Raw genomic sequence first — 15,976 nt, 5'->3', positions numbered from 1 at the left:
TGCTTATCGGGCGGCCTTGATCTCGGCGGGTTGCACGATACCGCCGTTGTTGCCCCAGGCATTGCGCTCATAGGTGATGACAGCGGCCAGGTCCACGTCGTTGAGCAGCCCCTTGAGGCAGCCATCGCGGTGCCCGGACGACCGTTCATCACCGTCTCGATATGCTTGCTGGCATCGCTGCCATTCGAGATGGGGCTGCCGGCCAGCGCCGGGAAGGCTGGCGGAAGCCCCTTGCCGCTGACCTGGTGACAAGCCGCACAGTTGGTGCGGTAGACGTTTTCGCCGCGGGCGATCAGGTCTTCCTTGCTCCAGGTCCTGTCGGCGGCCGCGGCGGCCTGTGCCGCATTGCCCTTCTGCTGCGCCACCCAGGCCTTGTAGTCGTCCGGCGCCATGGCCACCACCACGATGGGCATGAAGCCGTGGTCCTTGCCACACAGCTCGGCGCACTTGCCCCGGTACACCCCGGGCTTGTCCACCCGAGTCCAGCTCTCGTTGACGAAGCCGGGGATGGCATCCTTCTTCCAGCCCAGATCGGGCACCCACCAGGAATGGATCACATCGGCCGCGGTGAGCAGGAAGCGCACCTTCTTGCCGGTGGGAATGACCAGCGGATTGTCCACCTCACGCAGATAGGTATCGCCGAACTGCTCGCGCAGGTTCTCGGCGCTCCCGCTCGCACCGCGCAAGCGGGCGTTATTGTGGTCGGGATGCAATGAACTGATGAGAGAGATACCGGCGGCCTCACCGTCGATGTAGTCATATTTCCACTTCCACTGGATGCCGGTGACCTTGACGGTCATGTCGGCCTCGCTGGTATCTTCCATGGCGAGCAGCGTCTTGGTCGCCGGGATCGCCATGCTCACCAGGATCACGATCGGAATGATCGTCCAAATGACCTCCATGGTGGTGCTCTCGTGGAACTGCGCAGCAACGGCTCCCTTCGACTTGCGATGCCTGAGCATGGCGTAGATCATGGCACCGAACACCACGATGCCGATCACCACGCAGACCCAGAGGATGATCATGTGCAGGTCATGCACCGCGCGACTGGTGCTGGTAACCCCTTCACGCATGTTCAGCAGACTCCAGTCCGCCAACACAGGCCCAGCGGCCAATGCAAGCATGGCCGGCAGCACCCTCCTCCCAACACTTCTTTTCACTCTCACTGCTTGCTCTCCCACTCTGCTTTGATGGTTATCGTTGTACTGCATCGAATGACGCCGGCAACGGCCCTGCTTCAGGCGCTGGACAGCAGCCGGTTCAATTCGTTGGCCAGGCTCTGCTTCTCGCCGTCGGCGAGAAAGGCCCCGAGCTCCACCCAGACGCCGGACGCACCGATCAACAGCTGGAGCGGATACCAGCCGGACCTGCGGCGTAGCTCGATGCGCACCCAGGCCCGGGGGAAACACTTTCGACTCGTGAGACGCGAACAGGCCCTGCGCCCCTTGTCCACACGCACTTCGGTGGCATTCAGCCAGACCATTTCACAGTCCATGCCGCGCTCGGCGACCCACCAGGTGGCTGCCAGCAGCGCAAGCACCTCCAGACCGGCAAATGGCAGTACCAGCCAATAGCCCAGAGAGGCGAACACGCCAGACACGGTGAACAACAACAGGGAAACGAGGCCGATGAAAAACAGGGACTGGCGCCAGGTCAACGACCGGTTGGGACGGATGACGACCTGGCACTCGGCACGGCCTGGCGTGCAATAGGTGCTGAGCATGAAGCTGTATCTCACCCTGTTATGACTGATGCCATCGGTCCGCCACACGCCACAGACGGAACTACCGACGGTTGTACTTATTTAATTGGTGTTACTGCCAGGCCGGAGCGGCCTTCAATACAGCTTCGAAGAGAGGACCAACCAGAAACCGGTCTGGGTTCGAGCATGCAGCCTATAGAGACCGGAACAGGAGGGCAAGTTAATTTATTAATGAAACGGCACAAGTATTTTTTATAAAAAGTCAATCAAATATTTAATATTCAAACATTATGATATTCCACTCCCTTTCCTCGGGGACTTCCAAACCGGCATCGAGCGACGAGATCACCAACCGATTTGCGTCGGTTCAAGGCGCCAATGGCATGGAATAGCCTGCTACTGCGAAGACAGACTGCGTAGAGCACGCATTTCGGTGGTGAGATCAGGTTTCATGACTTGTGCCGAGGTTCCGTCATGCAAGACACACGCGGCACCTTCCCCCACCGCCACTCAAACCATGACATTCCCATGCACCCGCTGCCGGTACCAGCCGGTGAGCGCCAGGCGGGGCCGGTTCGCGGGCAGTACCTCGTGCTCGAAGCACTCGCTCAGGAACACCACGGCACGGCCACCCAGCGGCAACAGGTCCCGATGCCCGCCATCGGCCAGGTACAGCCGCAAGGCGCCGCCCTCGCCTTCGCGCCAGTCCTCGTTCAGGTAGCAGATGAGGGTCACCGTGCGCTCCGGCCGGCCCGCCGGACGATCCAGGTGCCGGGCATAGGCCGCACCCGGCGGATACAGGGCGTAATGCGTTTCGAAATCGAGCAGGCCGAACCAGAGCCGGCGATTGATCGCGAGGCGCAGCGACTCGACGCGCTGCAGAAAACACCGCTCGTGACGCTCGGCGGGGCGGCTCTCCAGCCAGCGGATGCGGTCGCCACGCACTGCCGCGGCAAGCCGCCCTTCCCGGCCGATGCCGGCCGCACGAAAGCCGCCACCGCCCTCGGCATGCCAGGCACCACGCGCCAGCGCACGCCACAGGTCGGGTTCCAGGAAGTCGTCGATCACTACCCAGCCGGGGCCCGCCAGGCCCTCGACGATCTGCTGTTCGATCTCCTCACGTGTCCGCCGGGCCATGACTGCACCCACGCACGGGGAAAATGCTACAGAGCCGTCTCGAGTCGTTCGATGACCACGTGCCGCGCGCCACTCTCGCCTGGCGCCAGCGGCGGAAGGATGCCCAGACAGGGCGCCGGGAGCAAGTCCCGCAGGGTGGCGATGTTCTCCTCGCACCGCGCCATGCCCGGATCGACCATCGAACCGATCCAGCCAGCCAGGCCCGCACCACTGCGGCGGATGCGATCGGCACTGAGTTGCGCATGGTTCAGGCACCCCAGGCGCAGCCCCACCACCAGCACCACCGGCAGGCCCAGCGCCAGCGCCAGGTCCTCGATGTTGATCCCCGACCCCAGCGGCGCCAGCCAACCGCCCGCGCCCTCGACCAGCAGCAGGTCGGCCTGTGCCGCCAGTTGCTCGGCGGCCCCCCGCAGCACGGTCGCATCGACCACCTCTCCCGCCTCGGCCGCGGCCAGATGCGGCGAGACGGGCGGCGCGAAGCAATACGGATTGACCAGACCGTAGTCCCAGCCCCCGCCGCAGGCGGCGATCAGGGTCTCGGCGTCGGCATTGCGCAGTCCCGCAGACCTGCGCTCGGCCCCGGCGGCCACCGGCTTGAACGGCGCGACCCGGTAACCCGCGGCGCGCAGCGCATGGGCCAGGGCCACGGCCACCCGGGTCTTGCCACAGTCGGTGTCGGTGCCGGTGAGAAACAGGCCCTTCATCGCCGCCGCAATACCTCGGGAGAGACCAGCACGGCCTCGCCCTCGCGGCGCTGCTCCGCGCCCCAGGCATGACCGTAGATCACCTCGTAGCTGGCCGGCAGGCGGCCTTCGGCATCGCGAAAGCGTTCGTAGGCGCGCTCGAAGGCGCGCAGCCGCGCAGGCCCGGTGAGCCCGCGCGCGCGACCGGCCGCGGCATTGTTGGCGCCAATGGCCTTCAGATCGCGCAGCAGGCCGCGCGCATCGGCATAGGTGAGGGTCAGCCGCTCCACGTCCATCACCGGATCGGCCAGCCCCGCGGCCACCAGCATGTCACCATAGTCGTGCATGTCGATGAAGTCGTGCGCATGCACCGCGCCATCCACCTCGGCCCAGGCGATGCGCAGCTCGCGCAAGGTGTCGGGGCCAAAGCTGGTAAACATCAGCAGGCCACCCGGGCGCAACACCCGGTGCATCTCGCGGATGGCGCCGGCCGGATCGGCGCTCCACTGGATGGCCGCACTGGAGAACACCAGGTCGAAGCACTGCGCGGCCAGCGGCAGGCAGTCCATGTCACCGCAGACAGCGCGCGGCCGCCGCAGCCAGCGCCCCCGGCGCCGTGCCTGCGCCAGCATGGGCAGAGCGAAGTCCAGCGCCACCACCTCGGCACCGGGATAACGCCGCAGCAGCGCCGCGCTGGCACGACCGGTACCGCAGCCGAGATCGAGAATGCGACGCGGTCGCAGCTTCACGTAGTCCAGGCGCTCGAGCAGACGATCGGCGATCTCGTGCTGCAGCACCGCGTGGGCATCGTAGCTGCCGGCGGCGCGCGAGAAGGTACGCCGTGCCTGGCGCTTGTCGATACGAAACTCAGTCATCGGCCAGCCACTCCAGGAAGGCTGCCTGGTGCGACAGGAAGGGCGCATGCCCGGCACCGGCCAGCACCCGCACGCTCGCGTCGCCGCGCAGCGCCGGCACGGCCTCGGCCAGCGCCGCCGGCACCAGGGTGTCGCGCTGCCCCAGCAACAGCCGCAGCGGGGCCGACAGGCGTGCCCAGTCGGCGCGCAGGTCGCTCTCGAGCAACAGGGCGAGTCCGGCCTCCAGCCCGGCAGGGACTGCGGCCGGGCGGCGCGCCAGCGCGGCGTCCAGCGTGCGCAGGGTGTCGCGCGCGTGCTCCGCGCCACGCACCTGCAATGCCAGGAAGCGCCGCAGGGTGCCCGGCATGTCGTCGCCCAGAGCGGCGGCGAACTGCTCGAAAGTGGCGCGCGGCATGGCACAGGCCCAGTCGGCGTCCTGCACGAAACGCGGCGTGCTGGCCACCAGCGACAGGCGCTCGATGCGTTCGGGCGCGAGCAGCGCCGCCTGCTGTGCCACCAGCCCACCCAGCGACCAGCCCAGCCAGTGCGCCCGCGGCGGTGCCACCGCCAGCACCGCCTCGGCCCAGTCGGCCAGGCGCGCGCTGGCCGGCGGCGCGCTCTCGCCGTGTCCTGGCAGCTCGATTCGAGTGATCGCGAAACGCTCGTAAAGCGCCGGCAGCAGCGGCTCCCAGACCCCGGCGTGCAGTCCCCAGCCGTGCAGCAACAGCAGCGGCGGACCACCGCCCTCGGTGACATGCCAGAGCCTCATGCCGCCTCCCGGCGCACCGAATCCAGCGCCTCGAGCAGGTGATCCAGATCGGCCTCTTCGTGCGCGGCCGAGAAGGTGATGCGCAGCCGGGCGCTGCCCTCGGGCACGGTGGGCGGACGAATCGCCGGCACCAGGATGCCGCGCATGGCCAGCGCCTCGCTCCAGCGCAGAGCGGTGGCGGCATCGCCCAGCAACAGCGGCTGGATGGGAGTATCCGAGTCTGCCAGGCACAGCCCCAGCCCCGCCGCCTCGCGCCGGAAACGCTCGGTCAGCGCGCGCAGGCGCTCGCGCCGCCAGTCCTCCTCGGCGGCGATGCGCAGGGCGGCGCGGGTCGCCTCGGCCAGCGCCGGCGGCATGGCAGTCGTATAAACATAGGGACGGGCACGCTGGATCAGGGTCTCGACCAGCAGCTCGCTGCCCGCCACGAAGGCCCCGGCCACGCCGAGCGCCTTTCCCAGAGTGGCCATGTAGAGCGGTACCGCATCGAAGCCCAGCCCGGCCGCGGCCAGACTCCCCCGTCCCAGCGGGCCGAGCACCCCGAAGCCATGGGCATCGTCGATCATCAGCGCCGCCTCGTGCTGCGCGACCAGCCGTGCCAGCTCGCCCAGCGGGGCGCGGTCGCCGTCCATGCTGAACACCGCGTCCACCGCTACCAGGACCCTTCCCGAGGCGTGCCCGAGCTGACGTTGCAGACCCGCGAGATCACCATGCGGCCAGCGCCGCAGGCGCGCCCCGCTCAGGCGCGCCCCGTCGATCAGCGAGGCATGGTTGAGGCGGTCCTCGATGACGGTGTCACCGCGCCCGAGCAGGGCCGGGATCACCCCGAGATTGGCCATGTAGCCGGTGGAGAACAGCAGCGCGCGCTCGGCACCCACGAAGGCGGCCAGTTCTTCCTCCAGCGCGTGATGGGCGCGGTGATGTCCGCTGACCAGGTGCGCTGCCCCGCTGCCGGTGCCCATCTCGCGTGCCCCGCGGGCCAGCGCCTCGGCCAGGCGCGGGTCGCCCGCCAGGCCCAGGTAGTCGTTGCTGCAGAAGGCCAACAGCTCGCGCCCGTGCACGTGCAAGCGCGGACCCTGCGCACCCTCGATCACGCGGCGGCGGCGGTACAGGCCGGCGGCCTCGCGTTCGGCCAGCGCCTCGGCCAGTCCCTCGAACGGGTGCATGGGATCAGGCGCCGCAGCAAACCTTCTGCTCGTCCGCCGGCGCTGCCTGCGCGCGGAGTCCCAGGCGTTCGAACAGGCGGTGGTCGTGGTCGGCGTCGGGGTTGTCGGTGGTCAGCAGACGCTCGCCGTAGAAGATGGAGTTGGCCCCGGCCAGGAAACACAGGGCCTGCAGCTCGTCGCTCATGTCAGTGCGCCCGGCCGAGAGCCGCACATGCGACCTGGGCATCAGGATGCGCGCCACCGCAATGTTGCGTACGAAGTCCAGCGGGTCGATGCCGTCCACGCCGAACAGCGGCGTGCCCTCGACCTGCACCAGCATGTTGATCGGCACCGACTGCGGGTGCTCGGACAGGTTGGCCAGCTCCTGCAGCATGCGCGCGCGGTCACGCGGGGCCTCGCCCATGCCGAGGATGCCGCCGGCGCAGACATTGATACCCGCCTCGCGCACGTGCTTCAGGGTCTCGATGCGATCCTCGAAAGTGCGGGTGGTAATCACGTTGCCGTAGAACTCCGGCGAGGTGTCGAGATTGTGATTGTAGTAGTCCAGCCCGGCCTCGCGCAGGCGTGCCGCCTGCTCTGCACTGAGCATGCCCAGGGTGACGCAGGTCTCCATGCCCAGCGCACGCACCGCCTGGATCATCTCGATCACCCGCTCGAGATTCCGGTCGGTGGGATTGCGCCAGGCCGCGCCCATGCAGAAGCGGGTCGCCCCCTTCTCGCGCGCTGCCTTCGCCGCGGCCACCACTTCCTCGAGCGGCAGCAGGCGCTCGCGCTCCAGGCCGGTGTCGTGGCGCGCACTCTGCGAGCAGTAGCCGCAGTCCTCCGGACAGGCGCCCGTCTTGATCGACAGCAGGGTGCTCACCTGCACCTCGTTGGGATCGAAGTGCTGGCGGTGCACCTGCTGGGCGCGGAACAGCAGGTCGTTGAACGGCAGCGCGAACAGCGCCTCGATCTCGTCCAGTTGCCAGTCGTGGCGGATGACAGACTCAGACATGTTCGGGCACCTCCTCGGCTGCGTCTTCTTCGGGCGGTGGGAGCACGATGTCGTGCCAGTCCTCGCGGCGCGCGCGCAGGATGGACCAGGCCGACCAGGGCACGATGACGAGGATGCCCACGATCCAGGCGACCAGCCAGGCGATCTTGGCATCCCCCGGAAAGAAGGTACCGACCGGGATGATCAGGCCCATCACCGCGTAGAAGCGATAGCCCGCCCAGCGAGTGTACTCGCCGACCCGGGGATCGGGGTGGTGACGGTGCATGGCATACACCAGCATGGAGGCACCGAACCACAGCAGCGGCAGGGGCGGCAGCAACATGCTGACAATGTTGCCGATATCCATCTGCATGGCGGCAAAGCGGGAAGACGCGGCCTTGATGACGCGCGCGCCGTCTTGACGGTCGGGATCCATGGGTCGAGACTCCGGATGCAAGGGATCAGCCGGGCATTCTTGGCCCCGCCTGCGCCCTTGTCAACCTGGGAAGCCCATGGAAGTCGACATGTGGACAAGGATTGTCCAGAACCTGCTGCCCGCCCCCCGTTGCCACCTGTGCCAGGCGCCGGCAACGGCCGTTGCCGCCCTGTGCCCGGCCTGCGCGCGCGACCTGCCCTGGCTGGGTGCCGCCTGTACACACTGCGGCCTGCCGCTGGCGAGCGCCGAAGAAGGCACATTGTGCGGCACCTGCCTGGCCGACCCGCCGCCCTTCGACCAGGCGCTGATGCCCTTTCGCTATGCCCCGCCCATCGACCGCCTGATCGGCGCGCTCAAGTTCCGGCACGATCTCGCGGCAGGCACACTGCTGGGCCAACTGCTGGCGAACGCGGTGGCGGGGCGGACCGTCGATTGCCTGTTCCCGGTCCCCCTGCACCCGGCGCGCCTGCGCGAGCGTGGCTTCAATCAGGCCGCGGAACTGTGCCGGGTCGTGGCCGGGGCACATGACACCCCCTGGGACAGCCACTCGCTGCAGCGCATACGCACCGCGCCAACCCAGCACACCAGTTCACGCCGCGAGCGCCTGCGCAACCTGCGCGGGGCCTTCGCCTGGCAGGGCAGCACACCACCGGCACGGGTGGCACTGATCGACGATGTCATGACCACCGGGGCCACGGCGCGCGCGGCCGCGGTGGCGCTCAAGCGCGCAGGGGCGGAATGGGTAGAGATCTGGGCGGTGGCACGCACCCCGCCACCACACTCGAGGAACGTCTGATCAATCCCCCGCGCGCGGGAAGGTCTGAAGGGATACACAGGGCTTCCCCCTCGCGTGGCGGTAGGGGATGAAAGCCGTTTTCCAGGCTAGCCCGAAAATTCACCAGCATCCCGAGAGCCGGCGGGATTCGCAGCCACTGTGGTGCCGGTTTGGAGCGAAAGCGATAGCCCGCGCTATCGTGAGTGAAAACCAAGCCACAGTGAGCGAGAAACCGCCGGAATCGGGATAGAACAACGCCGGGAACAAACCGCAACCGACGACTGGCCTTCCTCATTGCCATTTCTGTTCAATCAGTATCTTATGGACTGAAGCGTTGTTCGGCTGGTGAAATATTCGGGCTACCGGTCGGCGAGCACCTTTTCCTTCATCTCGCGGCGTTCCTGGGCATCGATGCTCAGGGTGGCGATGGGCCGCGCCTCGAGGCGCTTGATGCCGATCGGCTCGCCGGTGTCCTCGCAGTAGCCATAGGAACCATCATCGATGCGCTCGAGCGCCTGCTCGATCTTGCGCAGCAGCTTGCGGTAGCGGTCGCGGGTGCGCAGCTCGAGACCGTGCTCGCTCTCGCGGCTGGCGCGGTCCGCCTCGTCGCCAACATCCTGGTAGGACTCGTCACGCAGGTTGTCCAGCGTCTCCTGGGCCTCCTGCATCAGCTCGTCCCGCCAGGCCAGCAGCTTGCGCCGGAAGTACTCCAGCTGCATGGGGTTCATGTATTCCTCGTCGGGGCTCGGACGATAGTCGGGTGGAAGCTCCACGGCCATGCGACGCTACTCCAGATGTGATTGATCCAAGGCGCAGGGTTTTACCGGCATGCCGCCGATAAATCAAGCGCGCCGGTCACGGTGCCAGACAGACGGGCACCGCTGGTGCCTCCGGCGAGGCCCAGAACGCACGCACCACCTCGAGCGCGCAGGCATCGGAGTCGAGCACCCCGTGACCGATGCCGAGAAAGATCAGCACCTCGCCGCGCGACAGGGTACGCGCCGCCGCCTCGGCCCATTGCGGCGGCGTCACCGGGTCGAATTCGCCGGCAAGCAACAGCACCGGCAGCCGGCTGTGCACCGGGCGTGCGAAGGCCGTGGCCACCGGCGCGCGCGGCCAGATGCGGCAGGGACTGTAACGCCAGTCCAGGGCCTTGATCGCCGCCACCGCCGGGTAGCGCCGCAGCGAGCGCCGGAACGCCGCCGCGGACAACGGGGGATTGTCCGAGCAGTCTACCGAATCGGCCACCGCTTCGCTCATGCCTTCGCCCAGCAGGCCCTCCAGCGAGCCCTGCGCCAGCGCGCGGGTGATCGGCCCCGCACGACCGTCCGCCAGTTCGGCGAGCAGGCCGGGCAGGCGTTCCAGGTCGCTCCACTGGTATTCGGCATCGAAGATCAGCCAGGCCAGGTCGGCATCGTCGAGCGACAGGGTCAGCGGCGCCCCGCCTGCCGGGTCGCGCAGGGTGAGCCGCAGCGGCCGGCTGCGCAGGCGTGCCATGGCCTGCTCGAGATCGGCGCGCAGGCGCATGGCCGGCGCCTCGCAACCCAGGCGCTCGCACACCACGGTCGCCAGGTGCAGGGCGCGCGCCAGCAGCCAGGCATCCTGCGCCTCGGGGTGCATCGGTGGCGGATAGACCGAATCGAGCACCGCCGCCTCCAGCCCGGTCGGGGCGCGGCGCAGTATCTCCAGCGCCACCCGGGTGCCATAGGAGACCCCGTACAGGCGCCAGCGCGACAGCCCCAGGGCACCGACCAGCGCCAGCGCATCGTCGGCGTTCGCCGGGGTGTGGAAAGCGGTCAGGTCGACCCCCTCGGCCAGCAGGCGGTCGCGGCAGGCGCGACGCGCGTCTTGCAGGCGCCGGTATTGCTGTTCCTGCGGCGCCTGACTGTCGAGCAGCGCGCGCTGCTCGGCGCGCACCTCCGGACAGTCGACGGCCGGCCGGCTGCGCCCCACCCCGCGCTGGTCGTAGAGGATCACATCAGCCGCCCAGTCGACCTCGTCCAGCCAGTTCAGCCAGGCCGGCATCACCTCGTCGTCCAGGCCGGTGGCCCCACCCGGCCCGCCGGAGACGTACAGCACCGGCGATTGCCGTCGCTGCCAGAAGAAGGCCGGCAGGTAGACCACCGGCAGGGCAATGCCTTCTCGCGGTCGGCGCAGCCAGCCACAGTGCACCGGCCGCCAGGAAGGCGTGTCGAACCAGCATTGGCCCCAGTCCAGGCGGCTGCCGTCGGCCAGCACGCGCGCGACCGGCGGGGCATGCAGGGCGCCCCAGCCCCACCACAAAGCGGCGATCAGCAGCCACAACAGGACAGCGAGACGACGCATCAACGCGACAGGTAGTCGAGGAACAGGCCGAGGAACAACACCAGCCCGAAGGCATTGTTGTTGAGAAAGGCACGAAAGCAAGCCTGCCGCTCGCGATGGCGGATCAGCACCTGCTGCCAGGCGAACAGGCCGGCGCCGGCCAGCAGGCCGCCCCACCAGCCCCAGCCCAGCCCGGCGCGGCGGCCGACATCCCACAGCAGGGCCAGCATCGCCAACTGCAGCAGGCCGATGATCAGCCGGTCATGACGACCGAACAGAATGGCGCTGGACTTGATGCCGATCCTCAGGTCGTCCTCGCGATCGACCATGGCGTACTCGGTGTCGTAGATCAGCGCCCAGATCACGGTGGCGGCGAACAGTTCCCAGGCAAATGGCGGCACCGTGCCATGCAGGGCGGTGAAGGCCATGGGCACCGCCCAACCGAAGGCCATGCCCAGCACCAGTTGCGGCAGGTGGGTATAGCGCTTCATGAACGGATAGACCGCGGCCAGCGTCACCGCCACGAAGGAGATCATCACGGTGAGCCGATTGAGGAACAGCACCAGCCCGAAGGCGGCCAGCGCCAGCACCGCGAACACCGCCAGTGCCTCGCGCGGGCGGATCAGGCCAGTGGCCAGGGGGCGGCCGGCGGTGCGCTCCACGTGGCCATCGAAATCGCGGTCGGCGTAGTCGTTGATGGCGCAGCCGGCCGAGCGCATCAGCACAGTGCCGAGCACGAAGATCAGCGCCACCTGCCAGGGCGGGTTGCCCTCGCCCGCGATCCACAACGCCCACAGCGCGGGCCACAGCAACAGGAAGATGCCGATCGGCCGATCGGCGCGGATCAGCTTCCAGTAGGCGCGCAGTCGCCGCTGCCAGGCCGGGCGTTGCTGTTCCAGGGCATCGATGCGCGGGTACTGTTCGCTCATGACGTGCGTGCCGGGATGGCCGGCAGGAAGATCTCGTTCACCAGCAAGGGCTTGCCCGCATAGGAGAACCGGGTGCGCCGCCCCCAGATGGCCGCCGGGAGACGGTCCTTGTCCAGGTGCGAACAGGCCGCATGATACAGCGCATGGCGGGCATCCAGCCGTGCCAGCTGCACACCCAGCCGCCGGGTGCACGGGTCGGCGAACAGCACCGCACCCAGCGGCCGGCTGCGCAGCCGCGCCAGGCGCCGCGCCGGACCACGCAGGCTGGTGGCGGGAATCAGGGTACGCGCGAACACCCAGGGCGTGTCGTCGCAACGCAGCTTCACCTCGCGTACCAGACAGCGCTCGGCGGGCGAGGCCCCCAGCCAGCGCTGCTCGCTGGGCAGGGCGCGCGCCCAGTCCTGACGCTGCACCACCACCCCGAAATCGCCGGCACAGGCCTGCACCACGGCACGCGTCAGCGACCCCGGATCACGCAGCCAGGCGGCCACTTCCGGGCGGCCACTTCCGGGCGGCACGAGGCCGGGACGCAGGCGCGTCCAGTCGATCCAGCGGGGCTCGGCGATACGATTCTGCGGCTTGAACATCTCTGCCCGGAAACGGAAAAGGCACATTATCGCACGCCGGCCCGCCCCCCGGCTCAGTCCGCGGCCCGATCGAGCAGCGGCAGGTAGTCGCCATAACCCTCCGCTTCCATGTCGTCGCGGTGCACGAATCGCAGCCCCGCCGAGTTGATGCAATATCGCAGCCCGCCCCGCTCCGGCGGCCCGTCGGGAAAGACATGCCCCAGGTGACTGTCGCCGTAGCGTGAACGCACCTCGGTGCGCATCATGCCGTGGCTGGTGTCGCGCCGCTCGACGATGCAGTCGGGCTCGGCCGGGCGTGCAAAGCTCGGCCAACCGCAGCCCGAGTCGAACTTGTCGATCGACAGGAACAGGGGCTCACCCGAGACCACGTCCACGTAGATGCCCGGTTCCTCGTTGTGCAGGTACTCGCCCGTGCCGGGGTACTCGGTGCCGTTCTCCTGGGTGACGCGATACTGCTCGGGGGTGAGCCGCGCGATTGCCTCCGGTGCCTTGTGCCATTTCCTCATCGCTGTCTCCTCGTGATCCAGCCCAATGATGGGCACGGCGCGATGCGCCTTTGCCCATCCTACCCACCATTCAACAAACCCGACACTGCTAGCAGCCTGTCGGACTTGACACTGTCCGGCTGTAAATCCGCGGATAGTGATCGACTGAGCTTATCGAATTCGTCAAATAGGCCCGCTATTCTCCTCATTCGAATAAACTCATTTGATCCGCTCCCGCGAATTTTCGCTGCGAACGGTCAAGTCCGACAGGCTGCTAGGATGGGCAAGGGTCCGAAGGGCCGTGCCCATCAAAAGCCCTGGCGCCCGGCCGAGGAAACCTCACCCCTCGAAGAACGGCCTCAGGAAGCGTCCGGTATGCGAGTGTTCCATCTGCGCGACCTCGCGCGGGGTGCCGGTGGCGATGATCTCGCCGCCACCGTCGCCGCCCTCGGGACCGAGGTCCACGATCCAGTCGGCGGTCTTGATCACGTCCAGGTTGTGCTCGATGACCACCACGGTGTTGCCGTGGTCGCGCAGGCGATGCAGCACACCGAGCAGTTGCCTGACGTCGTGGAAGTGCAGGCCGGTGGTGGGCTCGTCGAGGATGTAGAGGGTGCTGCCGGTGTCGCGCTTGGACAGCTCGCGCGAGAGCTTCACCCGCTGCGCCTCGCCACCGGAGAGGGTGGTGGCGTTCTGCCCCAGGGTGATGTAGCTCAGTCCCACGTCCACCAGGGTCTGCAGCTTGCGGCGGATGACCGGCACCGCGTCGAAGAACTCCAGCGCCTGCTCCACGGTCATTTCCAGCACTTCGTTGATGTTCTTGCCCTTGTAGCGGATCTCGAGCGTCTCGCGGTTGTAGCGCTGGCCCTTGCACACATCGCACTGCACGTAGATGTCGGGCAGGAAGTGCATCTCCACCTTGATCACCCCGTCGCCGCGACAGGCCTCGCAGCGTCCACCCTTGACATTGAAGCTGAAGCGCCCCGGGGTGTAGCCGCGCGAGCGCGCCTCGGGCACCCCGGCGAACAGCTCGCGGATGGGGGTGAACAAGCCGGTATAGGTGGCCGGGTTGGAGCGCGGGGTGCGGCCGATGGGCGACTGGTCGATGTCCACCACCTTGTCGAGGTGCTTGAGCCCGCTGATCGATCGGTAGGGCGCGATGTCGTGGTTGGCACCGTTGAGGCGGTTGGCGGCGATCGGGTAGAGGGTGTCGTTGATGAGCGTGGACTTGCCCGAGCCCGAGACCCCGGTGACGCAGGTGAACAGGCCGACCGGGATCTCCAGGTCCACATCCTTGAGGTTGTGCCCCGAGGCGCCGCGCAGCACCAGCAGGCGCTTCGGATCGCGCGGGGTGGTGGCCTCGGGGATGGCGATGCGCTCGCGGCCGCTCAGGTAGGCCCCGGTGAGTGATGCCTCGCTGGCGGCGATTTCTTCCGGTGTGCCCTGGGCGACCACCTGGCCGCCGTGGCGACCGGCACCGGGGCCGATGTCCACCACGTGATCGGCGGTGCGGATGGCGTCCTCGTCGTGCTCGACCACGATCACGGTGTTGCCCAGGTCGCGCAGATAGGTGAGCGTCTTGAGCAGGCGCTCGTTGTCCCGCTGGTGCAGGCCGATGGAGGGCTCGTCGAGCACGTACATCACGCCGACCAGGCCGGCACCGATCTGGCTGGCCAGACGAATGCGCTGGGCCTCGCCGCCGGACAGCGTCTCGGCGCTGCGATCCAGGGTCAGGTAGTTGAGCCCCACGTTCACCAGGAACTGCAGCCGCTCGGCGATCTCCTTGACGATCTTGGCCGCGATCTCGCCCTTGTGTCCCGGCAGCTGCAGTTCGCGGAAGAATGCCAGGCCCTGCTCGATGGGCAGCGCGGCCAGGTCGGGCAGACGGCGGTCGGCCACGAAGACATTGCGCGCCGCCTCGTTGAGGCGGGTGCCGGCGCAGTCGGGACAGGGCTGGTGCGAGATATAACGCGCCAGCTCCTCGCGCACCGCGTTGGACTCGGTCTCGTGATAGCGGCGGCGCATGTTGTTGAGCACGCCCTCGAAGGGGTGGGTCTTCTTCACCACCCGGCCGCGCTCGTTGAAGTGAGTGAACTCGATGACCTCGGTGCCGCTGCCATGCAGGATGATCTCGCGGATGCGCTTCGGCAGATCCCGCCAGGGGGTCTCGGGGTCGAAGCCATAGTGCTCGGCCAGCGAGCGGATCAACTGGAAATACCAGGCATTGCGCCGATCCCAGCCGCGGATGGCGCCGCCGGCCAGCGACAGCGAGGGGTCGGTGATCACCTTGGCCGGATCGAAGAACTGCTCGACACCCAGGCCGTCGCAGGTGGGACAGGCGCCGACCGGGTTGTTGAAGGAGAACAGGCGCGGTTCCAGTTCCTCGATGCTGTAGCCACACACCGGGCAGGCGAAGTTGGCGGAGAACACCAGGTCCTCGCGGTCTTCGTCCATCCAGGCCACCCGCGCCGTGCCCTCGGCCAGGCGCAGTGCGGTCTCGAAGGACTCGGCCAGCCGCAGGCGCAGGTCCTCGCGCACCCGGAAGCGGTCGATCACCACCTCGATGGTGTGCTTGCGGCGCAGGTCCAGCTCGGGCGGCTGGTCCAGCTCGAAGATCTCGCCGTCGATGCGCGCACGGATGTAGCCCTGGGCGTACAGCTCGCCGAGCAGCCTGTGGTATTCGCCCTTGCGGTCGCTGACCACCGGGGCGAGCAGCATCAGCTTGCTGCCCTCGGGCAGGGCCAGCACCTGGTCCACCATCTGCGAGACGGTCTGCGCCTCCAGCGGCTCGCCGTGCTCGGGACAGCGCGGCGTACCCACCCGCGCGAACAGCAGACGCAGGTAGTCGTAGATCTCGGTGATGGTCCCCACCGTGGAACGCGGATTGTGGCTGGTGGTCTTCTGCTCGATGGAGATCGCCGGCGACAGGCCCTCGATATGGTCCACGTCGGGCTTCTCCATCATCGACAGGAACTGCCGCGCATAGGCCGACAGCGACTCCACGTAGCGCCGCTGACCCTCGGCGTACAGGGTGTCGAAGGCCAGCGAGGACTTGCCCGAGCCCGACAGACCGGTAATCACGATCAGCCGGTCGCGCGGCAGGTCGAGATCGATATTCTTGAGGTTGTGGGTGCGGGCACCGCGGATCTGGATCGTGTCCATCGAATTCCGTGCAGCAG

At 67.9% G+C, this 15,976-nt stretch carries 15 protein-coding genes and 1 pseudogene; 1 reads left to right on the top strand and 15 read right to left on the bottom strand.

All coding sequences use genetic code 11. The features are described 5' to 3' along the window. Window positions 1–3 precede the first annotated feature (3 nt). From coxB to EBS_RS01225, 9 genes and pseudogenes are all read right to left on the bottom strand, one after another. A pseudogene (gene coxB, locus EBS_RS01265) lies at window positions 4–1,124 on the bottom strand (cytochrome c oxidase subunit II). Between the two features lie 113 nt (window positions 1,125–1,237). Beyond that, window positions 1,238–1,723, bottom strand: coding sequence for a DUF2244 domain-containing protein (locus EBS_RS01260; RefSeq protein WP_052199177.1), 486 nt, complete (start codon window positions 1,721–1,723; stop codon window positions 1,238–1,240). Between the two features lie 489 nt (window positions 1,724–2,212). After that, a complete protein-coding gene (locus EBS_RS01255) occupies window positions 2,213–2,839 on the bottom strand; it encodes a 2OG-Fe(II) oxygenase (protein WP_043106947.1) in 627 nt (208 codons plus the stop codon). Between the two features lie 26 nt (window positions 2,840–2,865). Continuing rightward, a complete protein-coding gene (gene bioD, locus EBS_RS01250) occupies window positions 2,866–3,543 on the bottom strand; it encodes a dethiobiotin synthase (RefSeq protein ID WP_043106946.1) in 678 nt (225 codons plus the stop codon). After that, window positions 3,540–4,397: a malonyl-ACP O-methyltransferase BioC gene (gene bioC, locus EBS_RS01245; protein ID WP_043106945.1), complete on the bottom strand. Its 858-nt coding sequence runs from the start codon at window positions 4,395–4,397 to the stop codon at window positions 3,540–3,542. The genes bioD and bioC overlap by 4 nt, the downstream gene beginning before the upstream one ends. Next, on the bottom strand, window positions 4,390–5,145 hold the full coding sequence (gene bioH, locus EBS_RS01240) for a pimeloyl-ACP methyl ester esterase BioH (RefSeq protein ID WP_043106943.1): 756 nt from the start codon (window positions 5,143–5,145) through the stop codon (window positions 4,390–4,392). The genes bioC and bioH overlap by 8 nt, the downstream gene beginning before the upstream one ends. Further along, window positions 5,142–6,308 (bottom strand): 8-amino-7-oxononanoate synthase, encoded by a 1,167-nt coding sequence (bioF, locus tag EBS_RS01235; protein ID WP_043106942.1) that lies wholly within the window; start codon window positions 6,306–6,308, stop codon window positions 5,142–5,144. The genes bioH and bioF overlap by 4 nt, the downstream gene beginning before the upstream one ends. Window positions 6,309–6,312: 4 nt before the next feature. Next, window positions 6,313–7,302 carry a biotin synthase BioB gene (bioB, locus tag EBS_RS01230; protein WP_043106940.1) on the bottom strand — a complete coding sequence of 330 codons (990 nt, stop codon included), beginning with the start codon at window positions 7,300–7,302 and terminating at the stop codon, window positions 6,313–6,315. Continuing rightward, complete coding sequence (locus EBS_RS01225; RefSeq protein WP_408065677.1) at window positions 7,295–7,654, bottom strand: hypothetical protein; 360 nt, start codon at window positions 7,652–7,654, stop codon at window positions 7,295–7,297. The genes bioB and EBS_RS01225 overlap by 8 nt, the downstream gene beginning before the upstream one ends. Before the next feature lie 151 nt (window positions 7,655–7,805). Here EBS_RS01225 and EBS_RS01220 point away from each other — a divergent pair, with 151 nt between their 5' ends. Then, window positions 7,806–8,513 (top strand): ComF family protein, encoded by a 708-nt coding sequence (locus tag EBS_RS01220; protein ID WP_148307598.1) that lies wholly within the window; start codon window positions 7,806–7,808, stop codon window positions 8,511–8,513. A 338-nt stretch (window positions 8,514–8,851) separates the two neighbouring features. Here the strand turns inward: EBS_RS01220 and dksA are convergent, their stop codons facing one another. The 6 genes from dksA to uvrA form a co-directional block, all read right to left on the bottom strand. Continuing rightward, on the bottom strand, window positions 8,852–9,271 hold the full coding sequence (gene dksA / locus EBS_RS01215; RefSeq protein WP_043106936.1) for an RNA polymerase-binding protein DksA: 420 nt from the start codon (window positions 9,269–9,271) through the stop codon (window positions 8,852–8,854). Window positions 9,272–9,347: 76 nt separating this feature from the next. Beyond that, on the bottom strand, window positions 9,348–10,817 hold the full coding sequence (locus EBS_RS01210) for an alpha/beta hydrolase (protein WP_043106935.1): 1,470 nt from the start codon (window positions 10,815–10,817) through the stop codon (window positions 9,348–9,350). After that, entirely contained in the window at window positions 10,817–11,725 is a 909-nt protein-coding gene (ubiA, locus tag EBS_RS01205; RefSeq protein WP_052199176.1) for a 4-hydroxybenzoate octaprenyltransferase, read from the bottom strand. Before ubiA ends, EBS_RS01210 begins: the two co-directional genes overlap by 1 nt. Further along, on the bottom strand, window positions 11,722–12,312 hold the full coding sequence (locus tag EBS_RS01200; protein WP_052199175.1) for a chorismate--pyruvate lyase family protein: 591 nt from the start codon (window positions 12,310–12,312) through the stop codon (window positions 11,722–11,724). Before EBS_RS01200 ends, ubiA begins: the two co-directional genes overlap by 4 nt. Window positions 12,313–12,365: 53 nt before the next feature. Continuing rightward, on the bottom strand, window positions 12,366–12,818 hold the full coding sequence (gene msrB, locus EBS_RS01195; protein ID WP_043109024.1) for a peptide-methionine (R)-S-oxide reductase MsrB: 453 nt from the start codon (window positions 12,816–12,818) through the stop codon (window positions 12,366–12,368). A 318-nt stretch (window positions 12,819–13,136) separates the two neighbouring features. Next, window positions 13,137–15,959, bottom strand: a complete 2,823-nt coding sequence (gene uvrA / locus EBS_RS01190; protein WP_043106934.1) for an excinuclease ABC subunit UvrA — start codon at window positions 15,957–15,959, stop codon at window positions 13,137–13,139. Window positions 15,960–15,976 lie beyond the last annotated feature (17 nt).

The organism is endosymbiont of unidentified scaly snail isolate Monju (assembly GCF_000801295.1).
Lineage (GTDB): Bacteria > Pseudomonadota > Gammaproteobacteria > Chromatiales > Chromatiaceae > MONJU.
Note: the sequence above shows the minus strand (reverse complement) of the source record. Positions and strands in the feature narration are given on the sequence as shown.

What these genes read in the sequence shown, in the direction of transcription:
- EBS_RS01260 (WP_052199177.1), bottom strand. Translation starts at nt 1,723, where the DNA reads ATGCTCAGCACCTATTGCACGCCAGGCCGTGCCGAGTGCCAGGTCGTC.
- EBS_RS01255 (WP_043106947.1), bottom strand. Translation starts at nt 2,839, where the DNA reads ATGGCCCGGCGGACACGTGAGGAGATCGAACAGCAGATCGTCGAGGGC.
- bioD (WP_043106946.1), bottom strand. Translation starts at nt 3,543, where the DNA reads ATGAAGGGCCTGTTTCTCACCGGCACCGACACCGACTGTGGCAAGACC.
- bioC (WP_043106945.1), bottom strand. Translation starts at nt 4,397, where the DNA reads ATGACTGAGTTTCGTATCGACAAGCGCCAGGCACGGCGTACCTTCTCG.
- bioH (WP_043106943.1), bottom strand. Translation starts at nt 5,145, where the DNA reads ATGAGGCTCTGGCATGTCACCGAGGGCGGTGGTCCGCCGCTGCTGTTG.
- bioF (WP_043106942.1), bottom strand. Translation starts at nt 6,308, where the DNA reads ATGCACCCGTTCGAGGGACTGGCCGAGGCGCTGGCCGAACGCGAGGCC.
- bioB (WP_043106940.1), bottom strand. Translation starts at nt 7,302, where the DNA reads ATGTCTGAGTCTGTCATCCGCCACGACTGGCAACTGGACGAGATCGAG.
- EBS_RS01225 (WP_408065677.1), bottom strand. Translation starts at nt 7,654, where the DNA reads ATGCAGATGGATATCGGCAACATTGTCAGCATGTTGCTGCCGCCCCTG.
- EBS_RS01220 (WP_148307598.1), top strand. Translation starts at nt 7,806, where the DNA reads ATGTGGACAAGGATTGTCCAGAACCTGCTGCCCGCCCCCCGTTGCCAC.
- dksA (WP_043106936.1), bottom strand. Translation starts at nt 9,271, where the DNA reads ATGGCCGTGGAGCTTCCACCCGACTATCGTCCGAGCCCCGACGAGGAA.
- EBS_RS01210 (WP_043106935.1), bottom strand. Translation starts at nt 10,817, where the DNA reads ATGCGTCGTCTCGCTGTCCTGTTGTGGCTGCTGATCGCCGCTTTGTGG.
- ubiA (WP_052199176.1), bottom strand. Translation starts at nt 11,725, where the DNA reads ATGAGCGAACAGTACCCGCGCATCGATGCCCTGGAACAGCAACGCCCG.
- EBS_RS01200 (WP_052199175.1), bottom strand. Translation starts at nt 12,312, where the DNA reads ATGTTCAAGCCGCAGAATCGTATCGCCGAGCCCCGCTGGATCGACTGG.
- msrB (WP_043109024.1), bottom strand. Translation starts at nt 12,818, where the DNA reads ATGAGGAAATGGCACAAGGCACCGGAGGCAATCGCGCGGCTCACCCCC.
- uvrA (WP_043106934.1), bottom strand. Translation starts at nt 15,959, where the DNA reads ATGGACACGATCCAGATCCGCGGTGCCCGCACCCACAACCTCAAGAAT.